The organism is Bacillus sp. RIT 809, from assembly GCF_016892495.1.
In the GTDB taxonomy this organism is placed as follows: Bacteria; Bacillota; Bacilli; order Bacillales; family Bacillaceae_G; genus Bacillus_A; species Bacillus_A cereus_U.
In genome coordinates, this window is the sequence record NZ_JAFEMR010000001.1 from 346,104 (window position 1) to 369,050 (window position 22,947).

Here is a 22,947-nt window from a genome sequence, read left to right on the forward strand (position 1 = left end):
ATAGTCAACTAATACCTTCTCTAACGTTGCCTATAATATCTGATATAATATAATGGTATTCTAGAAGTTCGGACAATATATCATATAATTTTGTCCAATTTCATATGACTATTTAAAAATACCTTTTGTTTGCATCGCAAGTTGTATAACATAAAAAACCTTTCTTCTAGAACTTATTCACTAAAAGAAAGGTTCATGACTTATGATTTTAAAAAAATTGGTTCTCCATTTTTTACTGTGTACGGCAAAGAATATGCAGGAACAAACGGGGAATCCTTCGATAGTATACTCCGGATATCTTCGCCTTCTTTAAATTGCCCTTCATTTTTTTTCAACACTTCATATAAGTCGATTCTATAATCAACAAACAATTCTCCTTTTTCATTGATTACAAGAGGGAGACCTTTTCCTGAGTACGGACTTGTCACTTGTGGTACATCTTTATATCCTAGTTTTTTGAAGTCTAATTCATAAACACCATCTGTAATCACTTTTTTAAAAGGTGGATATTGATGTTCATCCCGATACATCCTTAGCTTCAATGCCACTTCTTGAATTTGTTCCGCCATTCTCACATCAATTAACTTTACTGTCGGATTTTTTTCAACATCTATTAATACATATTGATATACTCCACCACTTTCATACGCATTCCCTGGCGCCTCTTGTATGTACCTTGGAGCAATTTTTTGAAAATCAATTGGATACTTCTGATAAATCGGCGTACTCATATCACGCGTCTTAATTGGTAATAAACCATCCGTTTGCTCCTTATATGTATTAATGGCTTTTTGTACAACTTGCAACTGGTCTTCATAAGGAATAGCACTTTGTTTCATATTTTCTCTTGGATACATACACCCTGTTAAAATGCTCATGCAACAAAATATTAAAATAATATGGATTTTTTTCACTGACAATCACCTTTTCATGCTAGTATGGACTGTTCCTTTTGTAACATTTACCGACTACACATCCTTTATTGCTCAATAGGGCCACTAAATACAACAAGGAAAATAACAATTCCCGATACAATCATGAGGGTGTACGCTACTAAAGCTGTAATCCCTTTCAAAAATTTATTCTTCATTTTATGCCTACTTAATAAAATAAAACTTACTGCAAGAAACATAAATCCAATTGCCCCTAAAGCAAACCACATTTTCATAAGCCCTTCCGACATATATACACCCCTTTACTTTCAATCTATTTTTATACTATTTTAACAAATTAAAATCTTTAAACAAATAAAAATCATCATTTTTTCGTGAATTGATGATTTTTATTTAAAATAATAAAACCGAAGCACGAAATGATGCGCTTCGGTTGACCAAATATGCCCTTAACAGCTCTATTCCCATTCTTTCATAACTATCATATGCATTCTCTAAACTCTTTGTTTCTCATAATTTATTTTTTAAACATTTTACTTAACGAACCAAAATCCGCCGGCATATTATTGTTAATAATCGCTTTTACAATTTGATCCTCTTGCTCTTTCGGCACTTCACGTCCTGCCATTAAAGCAACTTGATGAATCAATTGGCGAAGCACTTTCTCATCACGTAAGTTCGCATTTTGAACAGATGATGCTAATTTAAAAATATCTTCTTTATTCACTTTCGCTTCCTTTTCAATGTTACTAAAAATGTTGTTATCCATTTTTTTCACCCTCTCCTCAAGTTACTCTTCATCCTATGCATAAATGAAAAATTGGTGAAAAGACCCAGAAAACAAAAAAGCGGTAGAAGCACAAAATGTACTCCTACCGCTTTTTTTATAACAAATCAGGTATCGCTTCAACTTCATGTTTTCGAACACGCCCCATCAATGAGCCTACTGTATCTTTTACATTTTTCCCATTGAATAACACGTCATATAAAGCGGCTGTAATTGGCATCTCAACTTCCATTTTCTCTGCCAATTCATGAGCAGCTTTCGTTGTTCTTACACCTTCAACAACCATACCCATGCTTTCTAATACTTCTTCTAAAGAATGTCCTTTTCCAAGCATATTTCCCGCACGCCAATTTCGACTATGCACACTTGTACAAGTTACAATTAAGTCCCCCATACCAGTTAGACCAGCAAATGTCAGTGGATTTCCGCCCATCTTTCTTCCTAAACGAGCAATTTCCGTTAAACCACGTGTCATTAATGCGGCTTTCGCATTATCACCTAATCCAAGTCCGTCAGTTATTCCCGCAGCTAGTGCAATAATATTTTTTAAAGCACCACCTAGTTCAACTCCAACGATATCTGGGTTTGTATATACACGGAAATAGCTATTCATAAACAGATCCTGTACGTCCTCAGCCGCTTCCATACGTTTTGCTGCAGACGTAACAGTCGTCGCTTGACGCAAACCTACTTCTTCAGCATGACTCGGTCCAGACAGTACAACAACATCCTTAATCAAGCTCTCTGGAATTTCTTCCTCAATCACTTCCGAAATACGTTTTGACGTACCTGGTTCTATTCCTTTACTTGCATGAATCCAAGTAATTGGCTCTGTAACAATTTCTTTCATCTCTTGCAATACGTCTCGGTACGCTTTCGTCGGTACTACTAGCAGTACTGTATTTACATCTACTAATGCTTCTTCTAAAGAAGAGTAGGCTACGATTGTGCTTGGCAATGTAATCCCTGGAAGATATCTACTGTTCTCACGCTTCGTATTAATCTCATCCATAAGTTCAGAACGATTTCCCCAAATACGTACATCATGCCCATTGTCAGCTAATACCATCGCTAACGCTGTTCCCCAGCTACCTGCTCCTATTACTGTGATTTTTGTCATAAAATCACATCCTCTCCATTAGTCTCTTGCTCTAGCGATAATGTGAATCGGCGTTCCTACAAAACCGAACGCTTCACGTAAACGATTCTTTAAGAAGCGCTCATATGAAAAGTGCATTAATTCTGTATCGTTTACAAATATAACAAATGTTGGTGGTTTTACCGCAACCTGTGTCGCATAGAAGATTTTCAGACGGCTACCATTATGTGTCGGCGTTGGATTCATCGCTACCGCATCCATAATTACATCATTTAATACATTCGTTTGTACACGAATGCTATGGCTTTCATTTACCTCATTGATAACCGGTAATAACGTTTGTGTACGCTTTTTCGTTTTCGCAGATAAGAATACAATCGGTGCATACTCTAAAAATTGGAAATGAGCACGGATGTTTTCTTCAAATGCTTTCATTGTTTTTTCATCTTTTTTCACTGCATCCCATTTGTTTACAACGATAATAACAGCTCGTCCTGAATCATGAGCATATCCAGCGATTTTTTTATCTTGCTCAATAATTCCTTCTTCTCCGTCTAAAACGACTAAAACAACGTCAGAACGTTCAATCGCTCTAAGTGCACGAAGTACACTATACTTTTCTGTACTTTCGTATACTTTCCCTTTTTTACGCATACCAGCTGTATCGATGATTACATAATCTTGATCATCTTTACTATATGGTGTATCGACAGCATCACGTGTCGTTCCCGCTATATTACTTACAATTACACGTTCTTGACCAAGAAGTGCATTTACAAGTGATGATTTCCCTACGTTTGGACGTCCAATTAAAGAGAAACGGATTGTTTCATCGTCATACGCTTCTTCTTCAATCTTTGGAAAATGATTTGCAGCTTCATCTAACAAATCACCAAGTCCTAAACCGTGTGTACCTGAAATCGGGAATGGCTCGCCAAATCCTAATGCATAAAAATCATAAATATCACTACGCATGTCTGGATTATCAACCTTATTTACCGCAAGTACAATTGGTTTTTTAGAACGGTATAAAATTTTAGCAACTTCTTCATCTGCTGCAGTTACACCATCGCGACCATTCGTCATAAAAATGATAACATCTGCTTCATCAATCGCTACTTCCGCCTGTTGACGAATTTGTGTCAAGAACGGCTCGTCTCCAATATCAATTCCACCTGTATCAATAATGTTAAACTCATGATTTAACCATTCTCCCGCACTATAAATACGGTCTCGCGTTATACCTGGTATATCTTCTACGATTGAAACTCTTTCTCCAACAATTCTATTGAAAATAGTAGATTTTCCTACGTTCGGGCGGCCTACTATTGCTATTACTGGTTTCGGCATATACTTTCATCCTTTCAACTTGCTTCTGTTTATTATGTAAAAAACCCTTCTTTGTGCAAGAAGGGATTTGCATTCCAGAATATTTCTCAACGTATCAAAACACCTCACATTATACCACACGTTACTAATGTTTCACAATAATATATACATTATCTTGTAAGCGATGTGCAATCCCATCTAAAATAGCCTCTAAATTATTTGCAACAAATTCCAGTTCCTCTGTCGACTCGCAAATAAATAAAGGGGCACCACCTGCAAATTTCTCTGGCGTTGTTGTAATGACTGCAAGAATAACACTTTCTAACATCATCTCTTATCTCCCCTTCCTTTCGGAGCTTCTGATGACATATGAACAGCACTCTCTAATGTTGGTACATTTCCAATTACCCCTATCGCTTTTTCTGCATCTTGATCTTGCGGCAGAACAAAAATCCCAACTCTCCCATCCTCTAAATCACGCTTCGCTAACGGTACAAGTGCCGGCGTTCCAGAATCTCTATATATTCCTAAAGCAACCGAAACATCATGTAAAATAGCTTGACGTTGTCCTAAGTTTGAGATTGTAACCATCGCATCTATCGATTTCGGTTTTAAAATAAATCCCATTCCATACTTCATAATTTCTTCTTGCCTTGCTGGCAATCCAATATTCATAATGTAAATATTATCAATATAAAGTCCCGCTCCTTCAAAACGAAGTGGAACGTGTTCTATTTCTACAAGGTCATGAAGTCTTTTACCTGACATTAATTTTTTCGCAATGAAAAAACTTACTGTACCAGTAATTACCCCAGCAATCCATGAATGGAATCCTATATACGCAAACGTTGTTACAAACGACGTTAACATCGCCAAATAGTTACGACTTTCAAATACTAATGCAATTCCTTCAATGTATGTATTACCACGTGGTACGAGCTCATATCCATCTAATTGTTGAAGCGTATTTCTTTCCATATTGCGCACATCACGAAATTGCGTCGCTGCTAACGTAAGAAATGTAATTGCAGAGAAATCTTTTTTCAAAACAGACGGAATCGCAATTGCTCCTAAGGCAGCCGCAATTAATCCCATCGCGATATGAATAATTTTTCCGTGGAGCCTCGTCGGATATTGCCTCGTATCGGTACGAAGCATTAACACCCTAGTTATTGTACCTGCAATTACGCCACATAAAATAGCTGGTGTATATTCAGTCATGCATTACCCTCGCCTTTCTTTTACGTGTTTTCCTCTTAAATTGTTCCATATATACTGATGCTTTCGTAATCCAAAGTAAAATCGCCATAAATAAAGTGGAAACAGCAGCAACATCTAAAAAAGCTAAACTGCCATATTCATAAGGAAAATGTAATTTACGAAAAATAAGCGTCACCAACAATTCACCTTGTAACATCCCTATATATAAGGAGCATAATCGTAATATGCGGTCCCCGTGCAATAAAACCGATGCATACACAAGTGCACCACTTAACAGCAACAACCTATCAACCACAATCCAAATTGGATCATATACTTCTAACAAATGAAAGCTTGTATATAACATTGCAATAATAAGTGCCGAAAGTAAGGTATATAATTTTTTCCAAATAGAATATAACGTGATGCCTACAAAAGAAATAATACAAAGCAAAAGAGCATTTACCGATATCGTGAAAGACGCAATCGTCACATTTAACGGCGAACAAATAATAAAAATTAATATACAAGCACTTATCTTCCAACGAATAGATTCTTTTTTCATAAAAAAGGTCACGACAATCCACCCTATCCAAGCAACAAAATAAAAAGTACTCCCATCCATCACTTCACCTCCTATGTTTTCCATTATGGGAACTTTTTATGAAAGTTAATCCCCCTTTTCTTTGTGCATAGTTTTTCTCATAACAGCAAAACTTTTAATAAGGAGGTGTAACTCACAATGGGTAAAGATCGCCAAGAACGAAAACTAAGAGAATCACGCCGCGTTGAATCTGATCGCGACCAATCACTTCAATATCCCGGTGCAACAAGTCTTGATACACCGGAGCAAGCTCGAAAACAGAATCAGCATTAAATAAAGTGAAACTTCAGCGGGGGTATCCATCCACACTGATTATTAGCCCACAGCAATCGGGCTTTTACGGGCAATACAAAAAGACGGTTTCGATAATGTACGAAACCGTCTTTTTACACAATTATTTTATTTCTACTCGTAATATAATTCTTTTGTTTTCGCATTATAAACCCTATCACTTGATGAGGCATCAATCGTAACTATACCTGTTGGTTTTTTAGAATATTTGACACTCCCACCCCTAAAGGGGCCAGCTGACTAACGTCAATGGGATTCTTGCTACCAAAGGCGAAGTCCATTTCTGGTATCGCTGACGTGCAAGATTGCGGTGTGCCATCACCACTCCCACAACAGACCATATAGGTTCGTGGGCTACGGTACTGTGACCATACCGTACAGATTGTTCGTTCTCAAATGTTTTTACGTCTTTTTCATGACGACTTAATACATTTTACGGAGTAGAAGAATTGACTACCCAACCTCATATGTATTCTGTTTTCAGAGAACAGTCGTTTTAGAGTCTTTTGCATGACTATGAATAAAATATACCATGTTTCGCTATGCAAAAACGATGCTTTCATCCCACGTCGTAAATTCTGTAATAACATAATACGTATGAAGAGAAGGATTTTTACTCTTTACCTCAACACGTATATAATCCGTCTCTCCTATTTCATTTAACTTTCGCTCAACCTCTTTTTTCACGCCTACAATATCTTCTTTTTCCTCTTTAATTTCCCTACTCACAATGGTATTTCCTTGATCAGAAAGTAATACTACTTCAGCATTACTTAAACCCACTTCATTTGGTATATTAAAATAGTAATTCACATACGAATCTTCCGATGGATTTTTGTCTTCTCCTAATTCCCTTGGCAAAATTAGTGCTTCTATTCCACTTCCTGCATTCACCATTGGATTCCTATACAATTTATTCCCGACTGCGATTGCAATATTCGCCGTTTTAATTGTTGATTGTACTGTTGTTGAACTAGAACCCCCTTCTCTTACATTTGAAGTTAATGAAATTTCAATCTTTTTATTATATCCAGAAATCGCTGTATATTCTCTTATATTTCGTGCATGGATATTAACATCTTCACTATTATATGTAATGCGTCCTATCGTATTTTTACTATTTGAAGATACATTATCTCCTTTTTTATTAACATCCTCATCCCCTAAATTACCGTAAATTTTTTCTTGTCTATTTTGATTCTTAAATAACAATCTCTTATCTTGTTTTATCGCTAATCAGCTATATAGAGAGGAATACTTTCTTACTTTTGCCATGTTTCTCTCCACAAACATGGCAAAAGTAAGAACCCTCCAATAATTCAGCAGCACATTTTCTTCATTTCTTCATTTCTTCATTTCTTCATTTCTATAACCCCTTTTTCAATCATAGCTTTTTCGTAAAATATTCCTATATACATTTATTATAATATAAATTCTCTCTTTTTTCCATTTATAGAATTATATAGATTGCTAACTTCCCGCCCGGACCATTGATTTTTTATAGACTGTGTCTTAACCTCTTTTTCCGTTCTGTGTCAACATGAAAAAAATAGCCCTTCACCTGACCCAAAAGGGTCAGGTGAAGGACTATTTTCTTAGTTTCTATCATTTATTATTGTTTTCATTTAATAAAATTCAAAAGATATCAGAGTGTTGGAAACCCTAAAGGGTTTCTCAACACTCTGAAAAAAATCAACCGGACGGTTGATTTTTTATCGCCTACTATAATGTGCAGTGTCAATCCCTCGCTGCGCTAACCAATGATATGTTTCGCCTTTTACAACAAGAGGTACAGATTGCAACTCTTCTATCGTCTTCACGCCAAGAGCTGTCATAATAAATTTTAAATCTGTATGTAAAAGATCGATTTCATCCACTAACTTCTCAACACCATCTTGCATTAAAATACGTAAAAAGTATCCAGCAAACGCAGTTGTATTCGCCCCTAATGCGATTGCCTTCGCCACGTCAATTGCTGTTTGTATACCCCCAGATGCAATAAAAGAGAGGTTATTATTTATAGAGGTTGCTTCAATAATCGAGGTAGCTGTTTGTATGCCCCAGTTATTAAAATAAGAAAGCATTCGCTGTCTTCTTTCATTTTCAACAGCAGCAAAATTCGTACCACCTTGTCCGCCAATATCAATTGCTGTTATACCTATACTCGCTAACTGTTGTACTGTTTCCTTACTCATTCCAAATCCCACTTCTTTTACAATGACAGGAACTTTACTGTTTAAAACAATTTGTTCAATTCGCCGAAGTACACCAGTAAAATCACGGTCTCCTTCTGGCATCGTTAACTCTTGTATGACATTTAAATGAATTTGCAGTGCATTCGCTTCAATCATATCAACGGCACGCTCTGCCTGTTCGACAGTTGCCTCACTCCCCAAATTAGCAAAGAAAATACCATTTGGGTTTACCTTTCTGACGATCTTATAAGAAGCCGCCTCGCTTTCATTTTTTAAAGCTGCCATTTGCGATCCTACAGCCATAGCAAGGTTATGATGTTTCGCTACATATGCTAATTGCTCATTAATATGTAATGTTTGCTCTCCTCCACCACCAGTCATCGCATTGATAAAAATCGGCGAACTTAGTGAAAGTTCGCCGATTTTTGTTTCACATGTTACAGTATCATAACTTGAATTTGGCAAGCTTTGATGCACAAAATCAATATCATGAAAGCCATGCGTACGAGACTGACCAGTAGAAAGAGCATATTCAATATGATCTAATTTACGTTTTGCCCTTACCACTTGTACCCCTCTTTATTTCTTTAATTTTTTCAGTTGTTCACCAATAATATCACTTAACTGGAAAGTAGCAGAATCAGCATTTGGCTCATATTGGCTATAATCTTCTGTTACATTATTTTCTTCAAGCGTTTCTTTTATGCTTAAAGAAATACGTTTTTCTGCTACATGGACTTCAAGTACTTTCACTTTTACTTCTTGTCCCATTTCCAATACTTCATTTGGATTTTTCACGTGACGATTTGCAATTTGAGATACATGCACAAGCCCTTCAACACCAGGTAAAATTTCAACAAATGCACCGAATGTAACAAGGCGTTTTACTACGCCCTCACGAATATCTCCAGCCTTTATTTCGCCAGCAACATTTTCCCAAGGTCCCGGCTGAGCTGCTTTAATTGATAAAGAAATACGTTGCGTATCAGCATCAACAGATAACACTTTTACCTTCACCTTTTGACCTTGCTCTAATACCTCAGAAGGTTGCTCTACACGCTCGTGTGAAATTTGTGAAATGTGTACTAAACCGTCCACACCACCAACGTTAACGAAAGCACCAAAATCCGTTAATCGTTGTACTGTTCCTTCAACAATATCCCCTTCTTTTAACGAAGAGATTGCTTCTTTTTTCTTAGAATCTAGTTCTAGTTCTACTACCGCTTTATGTGAAAGAATAACACGATTTTTTTCACGGTCTAATTCAACAATTTTCACCGCTAATGTTTTTCCTTTATAGTCAGCAAAATCTTCTACATAATGTACCTCTACAAGTGAAGCTGGGATAAAACCACGAACACCAAGGTCCACAACTAACCCACCATTCACGATATCTTTTACAGTAACATCAAATACATGACCAGAATTAAATTTCTCTTGTAATTCTACCCACGCTTTTTCTGCGTCAACAGCTCTCTTAGATAAAACAAGATCATCTTCTTCTAATTTAATAATTTTCAATTCAAGTGTTTGATCTAATTCTACAACATCGCTTGCTTTTTCAATATGAACGTTAGCTAACTCACTAATCGGAATTACGCCATCTGTTTTGTATCCAACATTTACAAGCACTTGTTTCTCTTCAACTTTCGTTACAGAACCTGTAACAACGTCACCAACTTGTAATTCTTTTGAATTCATAACTTCTTCATTCATTTTCTCTACCATGGAAATACCTCCCTACAGAATTGACAAAGCATTTTTATGTATATACGAAATAAAAAAAATGTTTTCATTTGCATGTTTAAGAATTTATCATCACATATTCTGGTTCAATACAGTTCACAAGAAACTATATTAAACCTATATAAATAGTATACAGCAAAATCATCTTGAAGAAAGTATGATTTGAAATATAATAGCGAATATATTCTGACAGTTTTTTTCCTCTGTAACTAACTTCTTACAAATTAGCCCATTTGTCAAGAAAAGAGACTTATAATTCACTTATCCTTTACATTTCAAAAAAAAAAAAAAAGAAAGAGGATAGTCCTCTTTCTTTATTTCGCAAATACTCCTGAAACAATACCCATAATTTTTTGGACAACTTCTTCAATTGATAAAGAAGTTGTATCTAATTCCAATGCATCATCAGCTTTTTTCAAAGGAGAAACTTCGCGTTCTGAATCTAATTTATCACGCCTAGCAATGTCTTCTTTTAACTGCTCTAAATTAGAATCGAAACCTTTATTCATATTTTCTAAATATCTTCTTTCCGCTCTTTCTTCTACAGAAGCAAGCATAAAGATTTTCACTTCAGCATCTGGTAGTACATGTGTACCAATATCACGGCCATCCATTACTACGCCGCCTTTTTCAGCTAATTCTTGTTGACGACGTACCATTTCTTCACGAACAAGGCGATGCTTTGCTACAATAGATACGCGATTCGTCACATCTGGCGTACGAATCACTTCGGAAACATCTTGTCCATTTAAAAATACAAGTTGTGTATTTTCCCCTTGCTGAAATTCAATATTTACATTTTTTACAACTTCCATTAACTTTTCTTCATTTTCAATATCCACTTTTTGTTCAAGGGCTGCATATGTAATAGCACGGTACATTGCGCCTGTATCAATGTAAACATATGAAAGTTTTTTCGCAACAACTTTTGCAACTGTACTTTTCCCAGCAGCCGCTGGACCATCTATAGCAATCGAAATTCGTTTATCCATTGTAACACCTCATTTTTCACTTATAAAAACAAAACGAAAAGCAGGTATTCTCCCCCTGCTTCTTCTCATTTGCCTCACGTCATTAAATCCTCAATTATTGTAGCATAATCCATCATAGAAGAAAATGAAAACTACTTATTCACCTGTAAGATTTCCGCCTTATTTTGCGTGACGACACCTTCGTAATAAACAATTTTCGATAAATATTTCACTGAAGATTTATGTATAAAAAGCAGTTGGACGAAAGCAAGACAAATAAATTGAATCAGTAATATACGAATTATAATTTTCTCCACTTTTTTCAAAAAACTCACTCCTTCCCTCTCTACACTTACACATCTCCTCTCATAAATTTCCATAAACAAAACCTAACCTAATAACCACTTACCGAAGCACACTTAAAGTAATTTATTTTATTGTCATTTTCTAACCATACTTTTATACATTTTCATTGTCGAATTTACTCAAAACATGTTATGTTCTAAATGTATTTTTCAACTTGAAAGGGGTATAAGCATTGAAAAGAATCCTAGTTTTACACACAGGTGGAACAATTGCAATGGAGGAAGATAAAGAAACTGGGGTCGTACAACCAGGTGAAAAGAATCCTCTTTTAAAATTTATTCCTGATTTAGAAGGCGATGTTGATTTAATTGTCGAAGATGTGTTCCATCTTCCATCTCCTCACATGACTCCTAGCGAAATGCTACAATTACAAGTCATCATTGACGAAAGAGTAAAACAAGACGATATTCACGGCGTAGTCATTACGCATGGTACCGATACATTAGAAGAGACAGCTTATTTTCTTGATTTAACAGTTCAAGCAACGATCCCAATCGTTGTGACAGGAGCAATGCGCTCTAGTAATGAATTAGGTGCTGATGGTCTATATAATTTCTTATCAGCTGTAAAAGTTGCTAGTAGTAATGAAGCTGCTGAAAAAGGCGTTCTAGTCGTATTAAACGACGAAATACATTGTGCTACAAATGTAACAAAAACGCACACAAGTAATGTCGCGACATTCCAAAGTCCACAGTACGGACCAATTGGCATGGTAACAAAACGTGGTGTTGTTTTCCATCATGCTTTAGTGCATCACGAAACATGCACAGTACGACAGATTTCTAAAAACGTTGTCGTTCTAAAAGCATACGCAGGTATGGATGATACATTATTATCAGCAATCGAAACACTACCAGTAGACGGAATTGTTATCGAAGCACTTGGACAAGGTAATTTACCTCCAAGAACACTTCCAAGTCTAGAACGATTAATAGGCAAAGGCATTCCTGTCGTATTAGTGTCTCGCTGTTTCAACGGTATCGTTCAAGATGTATATTCGTATGAAGGTGGCGGCAAGCAATTAAAAGATATGGGCGTTATATTCACATACGGTTTAAATGCTCAAAAGGCGCGTATTAAATTATTAGTCGCATTAGAGAATACAAATTCTCATGAAGCAATCCAAAATATGTATATGCACGATTAAAAAAGAAGCTGTCGAATTCCGACAGCTTCTTTTTATTCTTCTCTTGATGCAATGGTTTGCGCAATCGCATCTCCATGGAATCTACCGTTCTCGATAAATATTTCATTTGCGTTATTCCCAGCAGCAATTACACCTGCAATGAAAATATTTTCAGCGTTTGTTTCCATTCTATCCTCTGTATAAATCGGACGCCCTGTTTCTTCATCAATCCGAACACCCATCTTCGTTAAGAAGCTATGATCAGGATGGTAACCAGTCATCGCAAATACAAAATCATTTTTGATTGTAAATGATTCACCATCAACCGTATATGTTAATGTATGTTCAGTAATTTCTTTCACATGAGCCCCGAAATGCATTTGAACTGTCCCATTTCGTACTAACGCCTCAAATTCCGGCAAAATCCACGGCTTAATACTTGGCGAGTATTCCCCACCACGGTATAGAACTGTTACACGTGCACCCGATTTAACAAGCTCTAACGCCGCATCTATACTTGAATTTTTACCACCTATTACAACGACATCTCGATCAAAATAAGGATGTCCTTCTTTGAAATAATGAGCTACTTTCTCAAGTTTCTCACCAGGTACATTCATATAATTCGGATTATCATAATATCCAGTTGCGACAACAATGTATTTCGCCACATATATTTCTTTGTTTCCGTCACGCTTCGTCGTTTCAACTTTAAAAACATCACCATCTTTTTGAACTTGTTCCACTCGTTCAAATGCGTTTACACGTATAGATTTACGCTTTACTACTTCACGATAATACGCGAGCGCTTGATTACGAAATGGCTTACGATTTTCTGTAATAAAAGCAACTTCACCAATTTCTAATTTTTCACTAGAGGAGAAAAATGTTTGATGAGTTGGATAATTATAAATCGCATTTACAATGTTCCCTTTTTCGATCACTAACGGATTTAACCCCACTTTTTGCAACGAAATCGCCGCTGCTAATCCGCATGGACCGCCTCCGATAATAATAACTGTTTCTTTTTGCATACTCGGTTCACTCCTAGTCTTCTACCTCTGCTTTATTTATATAAACAAGAAAAAACCTACTTACAGCAGTAGGCACCTATCTTTATTGTATTCATTTTTCATATATTTGTCATCTAAACGAAACATACATCCGATAGACATCTGCTAAAAACTGCTGAAATTTAATTCCTTGTTGCCCTAATACATTTTCAGGATCGATTTTCCGAGTAGGATCCAACGTTTTGTGTGACACAATAGCCTTTTTAGGATTTAAACCGAAATTTTGACATAAATAAGCGTGATACCACGTAAAACGAGTATACGCCTCCCAAAAGTTTACGTCGCCACCATAGCAAAGTTCAACCCCAATTGCAGCCTTATTCGCATCATAACCGAATAAATCATTATCCGTTGGCACATTGTATCGAACATGGTACGCAACTTCATTTATAGGGACAATTTCTAATATTGTTTTATCATCAATAAATGTATGCGCTGAAGCTTTCGGTTGTATTTCGTTAAAGTAATCCCGATTTCCTATCGCATTGCTACCAGGGTTCCCCGTGTCATGACTTACAATAAATCTTACTTTTGAAAGAGGAATTCCTGGTCGTGAATTTCCATACCCAATATAATTACGCTCAATAGGGAACATCGCCATTACTACCAACTCCCGCTCTAAAAAATTACCTTACTTCCTTATATATGTATTCGGTGGCAATGTCCTTATGGCATTATTTCTTATGCGAAGAGAAAATCGAAAATATTTGATGTGAATACCATAAATAATACAATACTTACAGCCACTCCGTAAAAACCGTAAAACCAAACACAATCTTCTTTCGTATCTAAACCGAAAAACTTATTTACTGATTGTAATAATGATCCACGCTTACTATGATTATTTCGTAAAACTTCCACTCGTTCCACAACATCTGCTGGCATCATAAATCTTTGGTCTACTGTCATTTTCATCATTTATCTCTCCTTAAAATCGTTTCCGTTTTGCTTATCTAAGGAAAGTATAGCACGTTTGTTCGTGTAGAACAAGCGTTCTTTTTATTTTTATTTTATTTTTCACCAAGCTACGTAATAATTCCAATTACTACTGCGATAATCAGCCCTCCAACAACCAGATGCAATAAACCCTCTCCAAACATTCTAAAAACACTTATTTTCTGAGTATTTTCAATCCTTACTATTTTACTTTCTAGTTGGTTTACCCTTTCTTCTAATCAATCTACTCGATTCATCATTTCATTATTCATATCCAACACCTCTAACTAGTAACTTCAACAAAAAACGCGATTCCCTCAAAAGGAAATCACGTTTTCTCAAAACATTATATATTATACCCAACCTCTGAAGCGACTAGCCTCAGCCATTTTACGAACACCAATCATGTATGCAGCTAAGCGCATGTTTACTTTACGAACTTGTGATGTTTCATAGATTGAATCGAATGATTTTACCATTACTTTTTCTAAACGTTGTTCTACTTCTTCCTCAGTCCAGTAGTAACCTTGGTTATTTTGTACCCACTCAAAGTAAGATACCGTAACGCCACCAGCACTTGCTAATACGTCTGGAACAAGTAAGATACCACGATCTGTTAAGATTTTTGTTGCTTCTAATGTAGTTGGACCATTTGCAGCTTCAACTACAATTTTCGCTTTAATCTTATCAGCATTTTCTTCTGTAATTTGGTTCTCAATTGCAGCTGGAACTAAAATATCGCAATCAAGTTCTAACAATTCTGTGTTTGAAATTGTATTATTAAATAGTTTTGTTACAGTACCGAAGCTATCGCGACGATCTAGTAAGTAGTCAATATCTAATCCATTCGGATCATGTAGTGCACCGTACGCATCTGAAATTGCAATTACTTTCGCGCCTGCATCATGCATAAATTTAGCTAAGAAGCTACCCGCATTCCCAAATCCTTGAACAACAACGCGTGCACCTTTAATATCAATGTCACGTTTTTTCGCAGCTTCACGAATACAAATTGTTACACCTTTTGCAGTCGCTGTTTCACGTCCGTGTGATCCACCTAATACAAGTGGTTTACCTGTAATAAATCCTGGTGAATTAAATTCATCGATACGGCTATACTCATCCATCATCCATGCCATAATTTGTGAGTTTGTAAATACATCTGGAGCTGGAATATCTTTTGTCGGACCAACAATTTGGCTAATTGCTCGTACATAACCGCGGCTTAATCTTTCTAATTCACGGAAAGACATCTCACGTGGGTCACAAATGATTCCACCTTTACCTCCACCATATGGTAAATCAACAATACCACATTTTAAACTCATCCAAATAGAAAGTGCTTTCACTTCATTTTCTGTTACGTTTGGATGGAAGCGAATTCCACCTTTCGTTGGACCAACAGCATCATTATGTTGCGCACGATATCCTGTAAATATTTTAACAGTCCCGTCATCCATACGAACTGGAATTTTCACTGTCATCATACGAATTGGTTCTTTCAATAATTCATATACTTCGTTTGGATAACCCAATTTTTCTAATGCTTCATTAATTACAATTTGTGTTGAATTTAACAATTCAAAATGTTGTTCCCCTTGTTGTTGTGTTTTCGTTTGAGTTCCCTTTTCGGCTACCATAGTAAGTAAACCCCCTGTAATTTCACTTGTTTAGTAAACCTTCATTGCCTAGTATACACCGTTAAATTTGGAATGCAATAGAAAACGCTAACAAATATATACAAACTATTTTGCGTTGCAAGCGTTTTCACTATTATTATAGTCCTTTTATTGCTTTTAGAAAAGTAAAATACTTAAATATTTAAATATTTTTTATTTTCATCAAAATACGTTCGATAAAACAATTATTTCATCAAAAAATACTGGTTATATTTTTAAATATAGATCGGCTAGTCTTGTTTCCTACACTTCGCTTTATAGATTTTAGATTTTCCAATCTTCCGCTGAATAAAAATAAAACCTCAAGCTACGTTACATTAGCTGAGGTTTTGTTTTTTTACAAAGTAATTGTATATTTGTTCAATTGCTTGAGAATCCATTAATTCTTTACCATATTCCATTATGCGGTAAATTGTTGCTGTTGACGGATTACCGTATTCCGCTAAAATAGCTATAAAATCCGCCTTCAATAATTGAAATTGCTCTTCTTCTTCTATCCAAAGATAAAAACGATCATCCCACGTATACAACTTCCCATCAGTTACACCAAGGTTATATAAGCGATTTGACAAATTGATTACATCATCTAATGTAGCAAACTCGTAAAGTATATGTTCACTTTCATCAAGAGTCACTTGCATTTCAATAAACTCGTCACGGAACTCATCTTCTGTATCTACTTCGTGATTTTCTTTTGTTACAATTACAACCATACCTTGAGCTTGTAGAGAAAATACTTCAACAGCAATCGGTCCATCCGCTTCAAACCCTAATTCTTTATTCGCTTCTTGCATCATATCACGGAATAGTTGCTGTACTTTCGGTGCATTTCTCCACAAATCTTCTTTCGTTAATCCTCGTTCAGATAAATCATCAAATGTTAGGAAAATTTTAATCTTATTATAATTTAAACGTTCCAGTCTCATCTCATACCCTCCCTACGTAACCATTGCATCTAATTTTTATTATATGAAATAGAAAATAGATGGTTCTTTTCGAACGACTATTCTGACATTTTTAACCATCCATCCCATTCTTCTTTCGTGTTACCAATTAGGATATTTTGAAGATTTAATTGATCTCCAATGCCTTTTCTTCCTATAAAACCACCAGAGAGGTTTTCATTTTTTTCTTGCAATAAGTCAATAAATTCTACTGCCTCTTCAAGTTCTCGTTCATCATCAAAAGATATAAACAAATATTTAGGTTGTAATTGTTCAATAGCTAGTAAAATACCTTCTTCATCTAAACTTGTCCCCATATACATTGCTTGATATCCTTTTAGTCGTAAATACGTCGCGAAAATAAATCCTTTTAATATATTATTTTCTAAAACGAAAACTTTGTTAACGGAAGAATACACTGACGCATTATGATATATCATTCCTAGACGTGTTTGTAAGAATGATACAACATATTTGAATTGTGACATTGTAATCTCATTATTATTTTTTAAAGATAACAACTTGTTTGCCACTTGAAGGATGATGCTTGTAACAACCTTTTCCGTTGAATATATACTAAAAACCTCGTTTAATAATGCAGAAGTTGTAATTTCATCAAATTTTAACAAAGCTTGTAGTATATCGTCCACTAAAACAACTTCTGTATCTGTAATTTTTTCTTTTTGAACGTTGTTCTGCAACCGATTCCCTTCTAATAACTGAACTGCTTGTCCAATCATCATCCCCTCAGAAACTTTATTCATTAACCATTTCAAAATATGAATATGCTCTTCTGTATATAAACGATGCCCCGCACGATTTCTCTTTGGGGCAATAATATGATAGCGTCTTTCCCATGCGCGAAGTGTACTCGGTTGAATTCCGAGTATATTCGAAACAGCTTTTATATTATATGTCCCATTTAAAGTCGGCATTATTTTCCTCCGCATAACGTAATGATATGTGTTTGGGAAGGTGCCCGAAAACGAAGAGGGAGTAATGTTGTTCCATACCCATTACTAACAAAGAGAGTCGTATTAGAATGCTTATATACACCACCCTTTAAATGCTTTTCAGATGGAAACAACCGAATCTGACCTCCATGTGTATGTCCACTTAATACGAGCGAAATTTGTTCTTTACCAGACATTTTCTTTATTATATCTGGGTTGTGACTAATTAAAATGCGAAAACCTTCTTCTTTACAATCAGACAACGCTAAATCTAAACGATCTCGTTCTAATCCAACATCATCGATACCGAGTAAGCAAATTTTCTCTCCTAATTCAGACTCAAATACAACTCTTGTATTATCTAATACCTTCACATTATTTTCTATTAATAAAGCATCTAATTCGTGATATTCAATTTCATAATCATTATTTCCCCATACAAAATATACAGGGGCTATTTCTCTTAACTTTTGAATATTTAAAGAGATTTGCGATAAAGGTACTCCTTTTTCAGCTAAATCGCCGCCAATAATTACGATATCTGCTTTTCCTTTCACTCGTTCAATTAGCGAGCTAGAAACGATCCTTCTATGAATATCCGAAATAAAAAAAACTTTAACTTTTTGAAAACTTTCCGGAAATTCTTCGAATACTAAAGTATGTTCCAACACTGTATTACGCATCGCTTCTTTATACATTCCAAGAAGACATACAAAACCAATGCATATGAGAGTACATAATAATATAATCCATGACATATATTTTTTACTCTCCCTCCTCGTAAAGTATAGTCCTTAATTTTATGTGCAGCTATATCACTCATTTAGCTAGCTCTCATGCTTCGTGGACTTATCTTTTATAGGAATTTTCAATTCTTGTCCTACTTTCACTTCATCTTCTTGTAAATCATTATACTTTTTTATTATTTCTATCCCATTTTCATCTGAGAAATATTGCTTCGCTATACTTTCTAAAGTTTCTCCATCTTTCACAACATGAGTTGCTACTTTCTCAGACTGCTTCTTTGATTCAGTCTGAGCTGAATCAAAGAAAATCACTTCAAACGCACTTTTCTCAGCATTATTACTATCACTTTTTACCTGTATATACTTATCCGTATACCATAGGATACTAATAGGTAACAATATGAACAAAAATGTTAACACTCGGACGAAAATGTGATTCATTTTAAACTTTGGTTTGTTCTCTTTATTTCTATGAATTTCACTACGCGGCGGTAAACCTTCATCTTCTTCCACTTGCTCAACTTCTAACTCCTCTTCAAAATCAGGAATTCGTTTTCTCATGTTGTTCACCACCACCTTCCATTTATTTTCTTAATTGGAGCCCCATTATAAAATCAACAAGAAAGTGTGCAAAGATTGTTATAAACAAATTTCCTGTCCACTCGAATACATAACCAAAAACAAAACTAATAAAGCAGACGAAACAAAACAAAAAAGGCTTCGTTATATACCGAATATGTAACACAGCAAAAATTAAACTCGCTATTACAATTCCGAAATGAGTCTGCACTACACCTCTAAATAAAAACTCTTCCGCAAAGCCAATAATAAACGTGATAACGAGTAAATGCATGACAGAAATCCCTTGAAACATTCTATCGTTAATGCCACCATCATCAAACCAAGATTCTGGAAACACTCGCATTGCAACATAATCTAATAACACAATACAAATCGCTAACACGCTACCTATTACAAGTATAGAAACCGGTTCCCATTTCCATAAACTATAAACTTCTCTTTTATCTTGAAATAATATATATGCTAGTAAACAACCGATACCAATAATGATTAGTTGTGTTATGTAGAGATTCAGTCTTATTTCTCTCGGACTCATATCTTCAACATTATGCCTTTGAATGTTCATCATTCCTCCATCTTCCCTAGGCCGAAAAGCTTTTGTAACTCTGTTTCCCAATTATAGTCGAAAACTAACTGTTGCGCTCGTCTTTTTTTATAATCCGTTTTTGTAATACCACAGTAATCACAACAGTTTTCTATCTCTTTTTCTTTTCTATAACCGAATTGTTGTAATAAATATTCACGTCTACATCCTTGAACTTGTATCCATGACTTCATATTTTCTAGCTCACTATATTTATTACGCAGTCTCACTTCCACTTCCGCTATTAATCTGTGCATTATTTCATCTGACAAGCTCTCTAGCATGAGATTTCGCTGTTGTATGATTCCAAGATGTTCGAGATGATAACGTGTAAAACGCCAATACTGTTCATTAAATCTTGCTGCATTATAACAAATTTCTTCTACATCTTCTAATGGTAATACTTTCGTTTGAAACATTCTTTCTTGTAGTAACGAAAATAAAAATTGTATTTGCGATTTACTTGGTAATTCATCTTCAATGATTGAAATTGGCAAATCGTGATCCAATGGACTACATAATAAAATGGCTATACTCAATTCTCCATCTCTTCCCCCTCTTCCAATTTCTTGTAAATAGGAAGCTACATTTGTCGGATATTGAAAATGAATAATATATCTTGTATTCGCCTTATTTACCCCCATCCCAAAAGCACTTGTACATATTACAATTTGCAACTGGTCATTCATAAACTGTTGTTGAATTAACATACGCTCTTCATGTTCCATACCACCATGATAAAAAGCTACACCTGTAATTCCTTTTCCTCTTAAATACTCGGTTAAACGCTCGGTCCAGGCCCTACTTGAACAATAAACAATACCAGGCCCTTGCAAATACATTACATGCTCAAAAAGCGCCTCTTTTTTTTCTTCTATTGTTTCCACAAATTGCACTTCCATCGCAATATTTGGACGATCAATTGAGTACACATGCTCAGCGATATTTTTTAGATTTAAACTTTCCGCTATATCTCGCAGTACATCCTTTGTCGCAGTTGCTGTTAATGCTAGTACTGTCGGAGATCCGATACTCTCAATTACTTTATCTAATTTTTTATAATCTGGCCGAAAATCATAGCCCCATTGTGAAATACAATGCGCTTCATCTACGACAAATAATGAAATATGAATTTTTTTCAATTCTCTTATTAGAAGTTCCGACTGTAACATCTCTGGTGATACGAAAACAAATTTATAAAAAGATAGCTTTTTCATTGCTTCTCTTTTTTCACTTAACGTCCGGAAACTATTCAATGCAATAACTCGATTTTTCACGACATACTTTAATTGCGTAACTTGGTCTTCCATTAAAGATAATAATGGTGATACAACAAGCACCGTACCCTCTTGCAGAAGCCCCGGAAGTTGATAACACATTGACTTTCCTCTTCCAGTCGGAAGCATTGCTACAACATCTTTCCCTTCCAATAAGTCCGTAATAACCCCTTTTTGCCCCGGACGAAATTCAGAATATCCAAACCACTTATATAAATATTCCTCAAGCTTCATTTATACCCTCCATCCGCGCCAATACAAGACGGACTTCAAAATAAGAGATTTCCTCTCCAACCGCTTGCTTCAACACACGCAATTTACGTGTTTGTAATGCTTCAATTACTTTTGTTACTTTTTCTATTTTTTCTTTTTCCATAAACATCTCAATAGAAAATTCTTTTTCTCGTAAAGCAATTTCTACAAAATGGTCTTCTATCGTGGCAACCTTCAAATTCCGAATTGTTGCTATTTCTTCTAAAGAGCGTCCTTGTTTCCAAAGATTATATGTTTTTTTCGTTGATAAGCTAAATAAATCAGCTTTCTCATTTGGATAAGATATAATTTCAGCTAATAATGGAAACTCATTTTCTTTATTGCGAACTTCTTGAATAAGGAAATGAATTGTACCCCAAAATAAAAAATAAACTCGAAATATATCTTGTTTCGTAATTTCCGCTAATTGTTGTAAAGTACACCCAATACGTTCATACCCAGTTAACCGATATGTTACGATTGTCGCCTCTACTGGATTATTTTTTTGTAAAAGAGTATGCATTTCCTTCCATAATCTTTTAGCCAATTCACTTCTCATATATGGTATTCCAGTGAGGAAGCGTTTCACCCACATCATTATTTCTGTATCCTGTTGAATTGGAATAAATTTCGTATTCGCCTGTTGTAAATTCGAAATGGTTTGAACGATCAATGATAATCTCCTCCAAAACGTTTCACCTATTTCACCATAGTGTAAACCATTTAAATACGTCGGAAAGGCAAAGTCACTTTCCCATTTGTTTAATTGCATGTTACCAGCAGTCGTTAACACATATGTATTATCATGTATACCTTGAACTAAATCCGTTCGTAACAACCTTGCAACTTCTTGATCATAATCAGCTCTATTTAATGACTTATAAATCCCAAACAAAAAAGAAATTTGAAACATATTCCCATCTTGTAATGTTTGCGACGATCTCTTTCCTTTTAATAAATAATAAATCGAAGAAACGGTTCTTTCACCATTCAATTGTTTTAAACAATACAATAAAGTATATTGTAGCTGCATTACCGCTTCCACCTCTCTGTCTAACTTCATTCCTTTTTCAATACGATTGCACATTAACTGCTATTCATTTAACTTATCATATTCACACTACATGCTTGTATATATTCTATTGTATCAAACGAAATAACATTTAAGTATTTTGAAAATCTTATGAAATAATTCAAAAATAAGTTGACACCCTAATTGATAAGCATTATCATTATAATTTTATGTTGAAAAGTTTTAAAAACCGTTTTACAATAAGGTTATAATTTTTTGGCGAACTTTTCACATACATATTAC

The 22,947-nt window shown here is 35.2% G+C and carries 26 protein-coding genes; 2 read left to right on the forward strand and 24 right to left on the reverse strand.

All coding sequences use genetic code 11. The features are described from left to right. Positions 1-200 precede the first annotated feature (200 nt). From JTF23_RS01715 to JTF23_RS01750, 8 genes are all read right to left on the reverse strand, one after another. Positions 201-914 (reverse strand): hypothetical protein, encoded by a 714-nt coding sequence (locus JTF23_RS01715; protein WP_002158592.1) that lies wholly within the window; start codon positions 912-914, stop codon positions 201-203. A gap of 65 nt (positions 915-979) precedes the next feature. Further along, positions 980-1,183: a DUF2768 domain-containing protein gene (locus JTF23_RS01720; protein WP_002011815.1), complete on the reverse strand. Its 204-nt coding sequence runs from the start codon at positions 1,181-1,183 to the stop codon at positions 980-982. A gap of 227 nt (positions 1,184-1,410) precedes the next feature. After that, positions 1,411-1,662 carry a stage VI sporulation protein F gene (locus JTF23_RS01725; protein WP_002158593.1) on the reverse strand — a complete coding sequence of 84 codons (252 nt, stop codon included), beginning with the start codon at positions 1,660-1,662 and terminating at the stop codon, positions 1,411-1,413. A gap of 115 nt (positions 1,663-1,777) precedes the next feature. Then, entirely contained in the window at positions 1,778-2,800 is a 1,023-nt protein-coding gene (locus JTF23_RS01730) for an NAD(P)H-dependent glycerol-3-phosphate dehydrogenase (protein WP_204207962.1), read from the reverse strand. 18 nt (positions 2,801-2,818) lie between these two features. Then, positions 2,819-4,129, reverse strand: coding sequence for a ribosome biogenesis GTPase Der (gene der, locus JTF23_RS01735; protein ID WP_002011811.1), 1,311 nt, complete (start codon positions 4,127-4,129; stop codon positions 2,819-2,821). A 124-nt stretch (positions 4,130-4,253) separates the two neighbouring features. Continuing rightward, on the reverse strand, positions 4,254-4,439 hold the full coding sequence (locus JTF23_RS01740; protein ID WP_002086624.1) for a capping complex subunit for YIEGIA: 186 nt from the start codon (positions 4,437-4,439) through the stop codon (positions 4,254-4,256). Then, positions 4,436-5,329 (reverse strand): YIEGIA family protein, encoded by an 894-nt coding sequence (locus JTF23_RS01745; protein ID WP_002158596.1) that lies wholly within the window; start codon positions 5,327-5,329, stop codon positions 4,436-4,438. The genes JTF23_RS01740 and JTF23_RS01745 overlap by 4 nt, the downstream gene beginning before the upstream one ends. Further along, positions 5,322-5,933, reverse strand: coding sequence for a YphA family membrane protein (locus JTF23_RS01750; RefSeq protein ID WP_002158597.1), 612 nt, complete (start codon positions 5,931-5,933; stop codon positions 5,322-5,324). The genes JTF23_RS01745 and JTF23_RS01750 overlap by 8 nt, the downstream gene beginning before the upstream one ends. 117 nt (positions 5,934-6,050) lie before the next feature. Between JTF23_RS01750 and JTF23_RS01755 the strand changes: the two genes are divergently transcribed. Beyond that, positions 6,051-6,185 (forward strand): YpzI family protein, encoded by a 135-nt coding sequence (locus tag JTF23_RS01755; protein WP_000513901.1) that lies wholly within the window; start codon positions 6,051-6,053, stop codon positions 6,183-6,185. Positions 6,186-6,743: 558 nt separating this feature from the next. On the opposite strand, the gene JTF23_RS27660 is transcribed toward JTF23_RS01755, so the two are convergent. From JTF23_RS27660 to JTF23_RS01780, 5 genes are all read right to left on the reverse strand, one after another. Next, positions 6,744-7,433 (reverse strand): hypothetical protein, encoded by a 690-nt coding sequence (locus JTF23_RS27660; RefSeq protein ID WP_307839133.1) that lies wholly within the window; start codon positions 7,431-7,433, stop codon positions 6,744-6,746. A gap of 482 nt (positions 7,434-7,915) precedes the next feature. Further along, a complete protein-coding gene (fni, locus tag JTF23_RS01765; RefSeq protein WP_088078177.1) occupies positions 7,916-8,965 on the reverse strand; it encodes a type 2 isopentenyl-diphosphate Delta-isomerase in 1,050 nt (349 codons plus the stop codon). Between the two features lie 12 nt (positions 8,966-8,977). Then, positions 8,978-10,126 carry a 30S ribosomal protein S1 gene (rpsA, locus tag JTF23_RS01770; RefSeq protein WP_002201144.1) on the reverse strand — a complete coding sequence of 383 codons (1,149 nt, stop codon included), beginning with the start codon at positions 10,124-10,126 and terminating at the stop codon, positions 8,978-8,980. A gap of 332 nt (positions 10,127-10,458) precedes the next feature. Then, on the reverse strand, positions 10,459-11,136 hold the full coding sequence (gene cmk / locus JTF23_RS01775) for a (d)CMP kinase (RefSeq protein WP_002158601.1): 678 nt from the start codon (positions 11,134-11,136) through the stop codon (positions 10,459-10,461). 131 nt (positions 11,137-11,267) lie between these two features. Further along, positions 11,268-11,441: a DUF5359 family protein gene (locus JTF23_RS01780; protein ID WP_088078171.1), complete on the reverse strand. Its 174-nt coding sequence runs from the start codon at positions 11,439-11,441 to the stop codon at positions 11,268-11,270. Positions 11,442-11,653: 212 nt separating this feature from the next. Here JTF23_RS01780 and ansA point away from each other — a divergent pair, with 212 nt between their 5' ends. Continuing rightward, positions 11,654-12,628, forward strand: coding sequence for an asparaginase (gene ansA / locus JTF23_RS01785; protein ID WP_078182170.1), 975 nt, complete (start codon positions 11,654-11,656; stop codon positions 12,626-12,628). Between the two features lie 32 nt (positions 12,629-12,660). Here ansA and JTF23_RS01790 read toward each other — a convergent pair whose 3' ends face one another. The 11 genes from JTF23_RS01790 to JTF23_RS01840 all read right to left on the reverse strand — a co-directional run bounded on the left by JTF23_RS01790 (position 12,661) and on the right by JTF23_RS01840 (position 22,665). Beyond that, positions 12,661-13,641, reverse strand: coding sequence for a YpdA family putative bacillithiol disulfide reductase (locus JTF23_RS01790; protein ID WP_002158604.1), 981 nt, complete (start codon positions 13,639-13,641; stop codon positions 12,661-12,663). A gap of 109 nt (positions 13,642-13,750) precedes the next feature. Then, on the reverse strand, positions 13,751-14,281 hold the full coding sequence (locus JTF23_RS01795; protein WP_002149378.1) for a peptidoglycan recognition protein family protein: 531 nt from the start codon (positions 14,279-14,281) through the stop codon (positions 13,751-13,753). Positions 14,282-14,361: 80 nt separating this feature from the next. Beyond that, positions 14,362-14,598 carry a DUF3961 domain-containing protein gene (locus JTF23_RS01800; protein ID WP_002149379.1) on the reverse strand — a complete coding sequence of 79 codons (237 nt, stop codon included), beginning with the start codon at positions 14,596-14,598 and terminating at the stop codon, positions 14,362-14,364. 371 nt (positions 14,599-14,969) lie between these two features. Further along, positions 14,970-16,256 (reverse strand): NAD-specific glutamate dehydrogenase, encoded by a 1,287-nt coding sequence (gene gudB, locus JTF23_RS01805; protein ID WP_000225168.1) that lies wholly within the window; start codon positions 16,254-16,256, stop codon positions 14,970-14,972. Positions 16,257-16,612: 356 nt separating this feature from the next. Continuing rightward, positions 16,613-17,221 carry a genetic competence negative regulator gene (locus JTF23_RS01810; protein ID WP_002158605.1) on the reverse strand — a complete coding sequence of 203 codons (609 nt, stop codon included), beginning with the start codon at positions 17,219-17,221 and terminating at the stop codon, positions 16,613-16,615. Between the two features lie 77 nt (positions 17,222-17,298). Continuing rightward, positions 17,299-18,174 (reverse strand): MerR family transcriptional regulator, encoded by an 876-nt coding sequence (locus JTF23_RS01815; protein WP_002158606.1) that lies wholly within the window; start codon positions 18,172-18,174, stop codon positions 17,299-17,301. Next, positions 18,174-18,950, reverse strand: a complete 777-nt coding sequence (locus tag JTF23_RS01820; RefSeq protein WP_016104317.1) for a metallophosphoesterase — start codon at positions 18,948-18,950, stop codon at positions 18,174-18,176. Before JTF23_RS01820 ends, JTF23_RS01815 begins: the two co-directional genes overlap by 1 nt. A 69-nt stretch (positions 18,951-19,019) precedes the next feature. Beyond that, positions 19,020-19,499 carry a LysM peptidoglycan-binding domain-containing protein gene (locus JTF23_RS01825; RefSeq protein ID WP_204207963.1) on the reverse strand — a complete coding sequence of 160 codons (480 nt, stop codon included), beginning with the start codon at positions 19,497-19,499 and terminating at the stop codon, positions 19,020-19,022. Between the two features lie 22 nt (positions 19,500-19,521). Continuing rightward, a complete protein-coding gene (locus JTF23_RS01830) occupies positions 19,522-20,085 on the reverse strand; it encodes a CPBP family intramembrane glutamic endopeptidase (RefSeq protein ID WP_204207995.1) in 564 nt (187 codons plus the stop codon). Then, the gene (locus tag JTF23_RS01835; RefSeq protein ID WP_002158609.1) at positions 20,085-21,614 is read right to left on the reverse strand and encodes a RecQ family ATP-dependent DNA helicase; all 1,530 of its coding nucleotides are present in this window, start codon (positions 21,612-21,614) and stop codon (positions 20,085-20,087) included. The genes JTF23_RS01830 and JTF23_RS01835 overlap by 1 nt, the downstream gene beginning before the upstream one ends. Beyond that, complete coding sequence (locus JTF23_RS01840) at positions 21,604-22,665, reverse strand: YpbB family protein (RefSeq protein ID WP_078174420.1); 1,062 nt, start codon at positions 22,663-22,665, stop codon at positions 21,604-21,606. The genes JTF23_RS01835 and JTF23_RS01840 overlap by 11 nt, the downstream gene beginning before the upstream one ends. Positions 22,666-22,947: the final 282 nt, after the last annotated feature.

What these genes read in the sequence shown, in the direction of transcription:
- rpsA (WP_002201144.1), bottom strand. Translation starts at nt 10,126, where the DNA reads ATGGTAGAGAAAATGAATGAAGAAGTTATGAATTCAAAAGAATTACAA.
- JTF23_RS01795 (WP_002149378.1), bottom strand. Translation starts at nt 14,281, where the DNA reads ATGGCGATGTTCCCTATTGAGCGTAATTATATTGGGTATGGAAATTCA.
- der (WP_002011811.1), bottom strand. Translation starts at nt 4,129, where the DNA reads ATGCCGAAACCAGTAATAGCAATAGTAGGCCGCCCGAACGTAGGAAAA.
- JTF23_RS01815 (WP_002158606.1), bottom strand. Translation starts at nt 18,174, where the DNA reads ATGCCGACTTTAAATGGGACATATAATATAAAAGCTGTTTCGAATATA.
- JTF23_RS01745 (WP_002158596.1), bottom strand. Translation starts at nt 5,329, where the DNA reads ATGACTGAATATACACCAGCTATTTTATGTGGCGTAATTGCAGGTACA.
- JTF23_RS01740 (WP_002086624.1), bottom strand. Translation starts at nt 4,439, where the DNA reads ATGATGTTAGAAAGTGTTATTCTTGCAGTCATTACAACAACGCCAGAG.
- JTF23_RS01720 (WP_002011815.1), bottom strand. Translation starts at nt 1,183, where the DNA reads ATGTCGGAAGGGCTTATGAAAATGTGGTTTGCTTTAGGGGCAATTGGA.
- JTF23_RS01790 (WP_002158604.1), bottom strand. Translation starts at nt 13,641, where the DNA reads ATGCAAAAAGAAACAGTTATTATTATCGGAGGCGGTCCATGCGGATTA.
- JTF23_RS01755 (WP_000513901.1), top strand. Translation starts at nt 6,051, where the DNA reads ATGGGTAAAGATCGCCAAGAACGAAAACTAAGAGAATCACGCCGCGTT.
- JTF23_RS01835 (WP_002158609.1), bottom strand. Translation starts at nt 21,614, where the DNA reads ATGAAGCTTGAGGAATATTTATATAAGTGGTTTGGATATTCTGAATTT.
- JTF23_RS01750 (WP_002158597.1), bottom strand. Translation starts at nt 5,933, where the DNA reads ATGGATGGGAGTACTTTTTATTTTGTTGCTTGGATAGGGTGGATTGTC.
- JTF23_RS01725 (WP_002158593.1), bottom strand. Translation starts at nt 1,662, where the DNA reads ATGGATAACAACATTTTTAGTAACATTGAAAAGGAAGCGAAAGTGAAT.
- JTF23_RS01730 (WP_204207962.1), bottom strand. Translation starts at nt 2,800, where the DNA reads ATGACAAAAATCACAGTAATAGGAGCAGGTAGCTGGGGAACAGCGTTA.
- JTF23_RS01830 (WP_204207995.1), bottom strand. Translation starts at nt 20,085, where the DNA reads ATGAACATTCAAAGGCATAATGTTGAAGATATGAGTCCGAGAGAAATA.
- JTF23_RS01810 (WP_002158605.1), bottom strand. Translation starts at nt 17,221, where the DNA reads ATGAGACTGGAACGTTTAAATTATAATAAGATTAAAATTTTCCTAACA.
- JTF23_RS01825 (WP_204207963.1), bottom strand. Translation starts at nt 19,499, where the DNA reads ATGAGAAAACGAATTCCTGATTTTGAAGAGGAGTTAGAAGTTGAGCAA.
- JTF23_RS01820 (WP_016104317.1), bottom strand. Translation starts at nt 18,950, where the DNA reads ATGTCATGGATTATATTATTATGTACTCTCATATGCATTGGTTTTGTA.
- cmk (WP_002158601.1), bottom strand. Translation starts at nt 11,136, where the DNA reads ATGGATAAACGAATTTCGATTGCTATAGATGGTCCAGCGGCTGCTGGG.
- gudB (WP_000225168.1), bottom strand. Translation starts at nt 16,256, where the DNA reads ATGGTAGCCGAAAAGGGAACTCAAACGAAAACACAACAACAAGGGGAA.
- JTF23_RS01840 (WP_078174420.1), bottom strand. Translation starts at nt 22,665, where the DNA reads ATGCAGCTACAATATACTTTATTGTATTGTTTAAAACAATTGAATGGT.
- JTF23_RS01800 (WP_002149379.1), bottom strand. Translation starts at nt 14,598, where the DNA reads ATGATGAAAATGACAGTAGACCAAAGATTTATGATGCCAGCAGATGTT.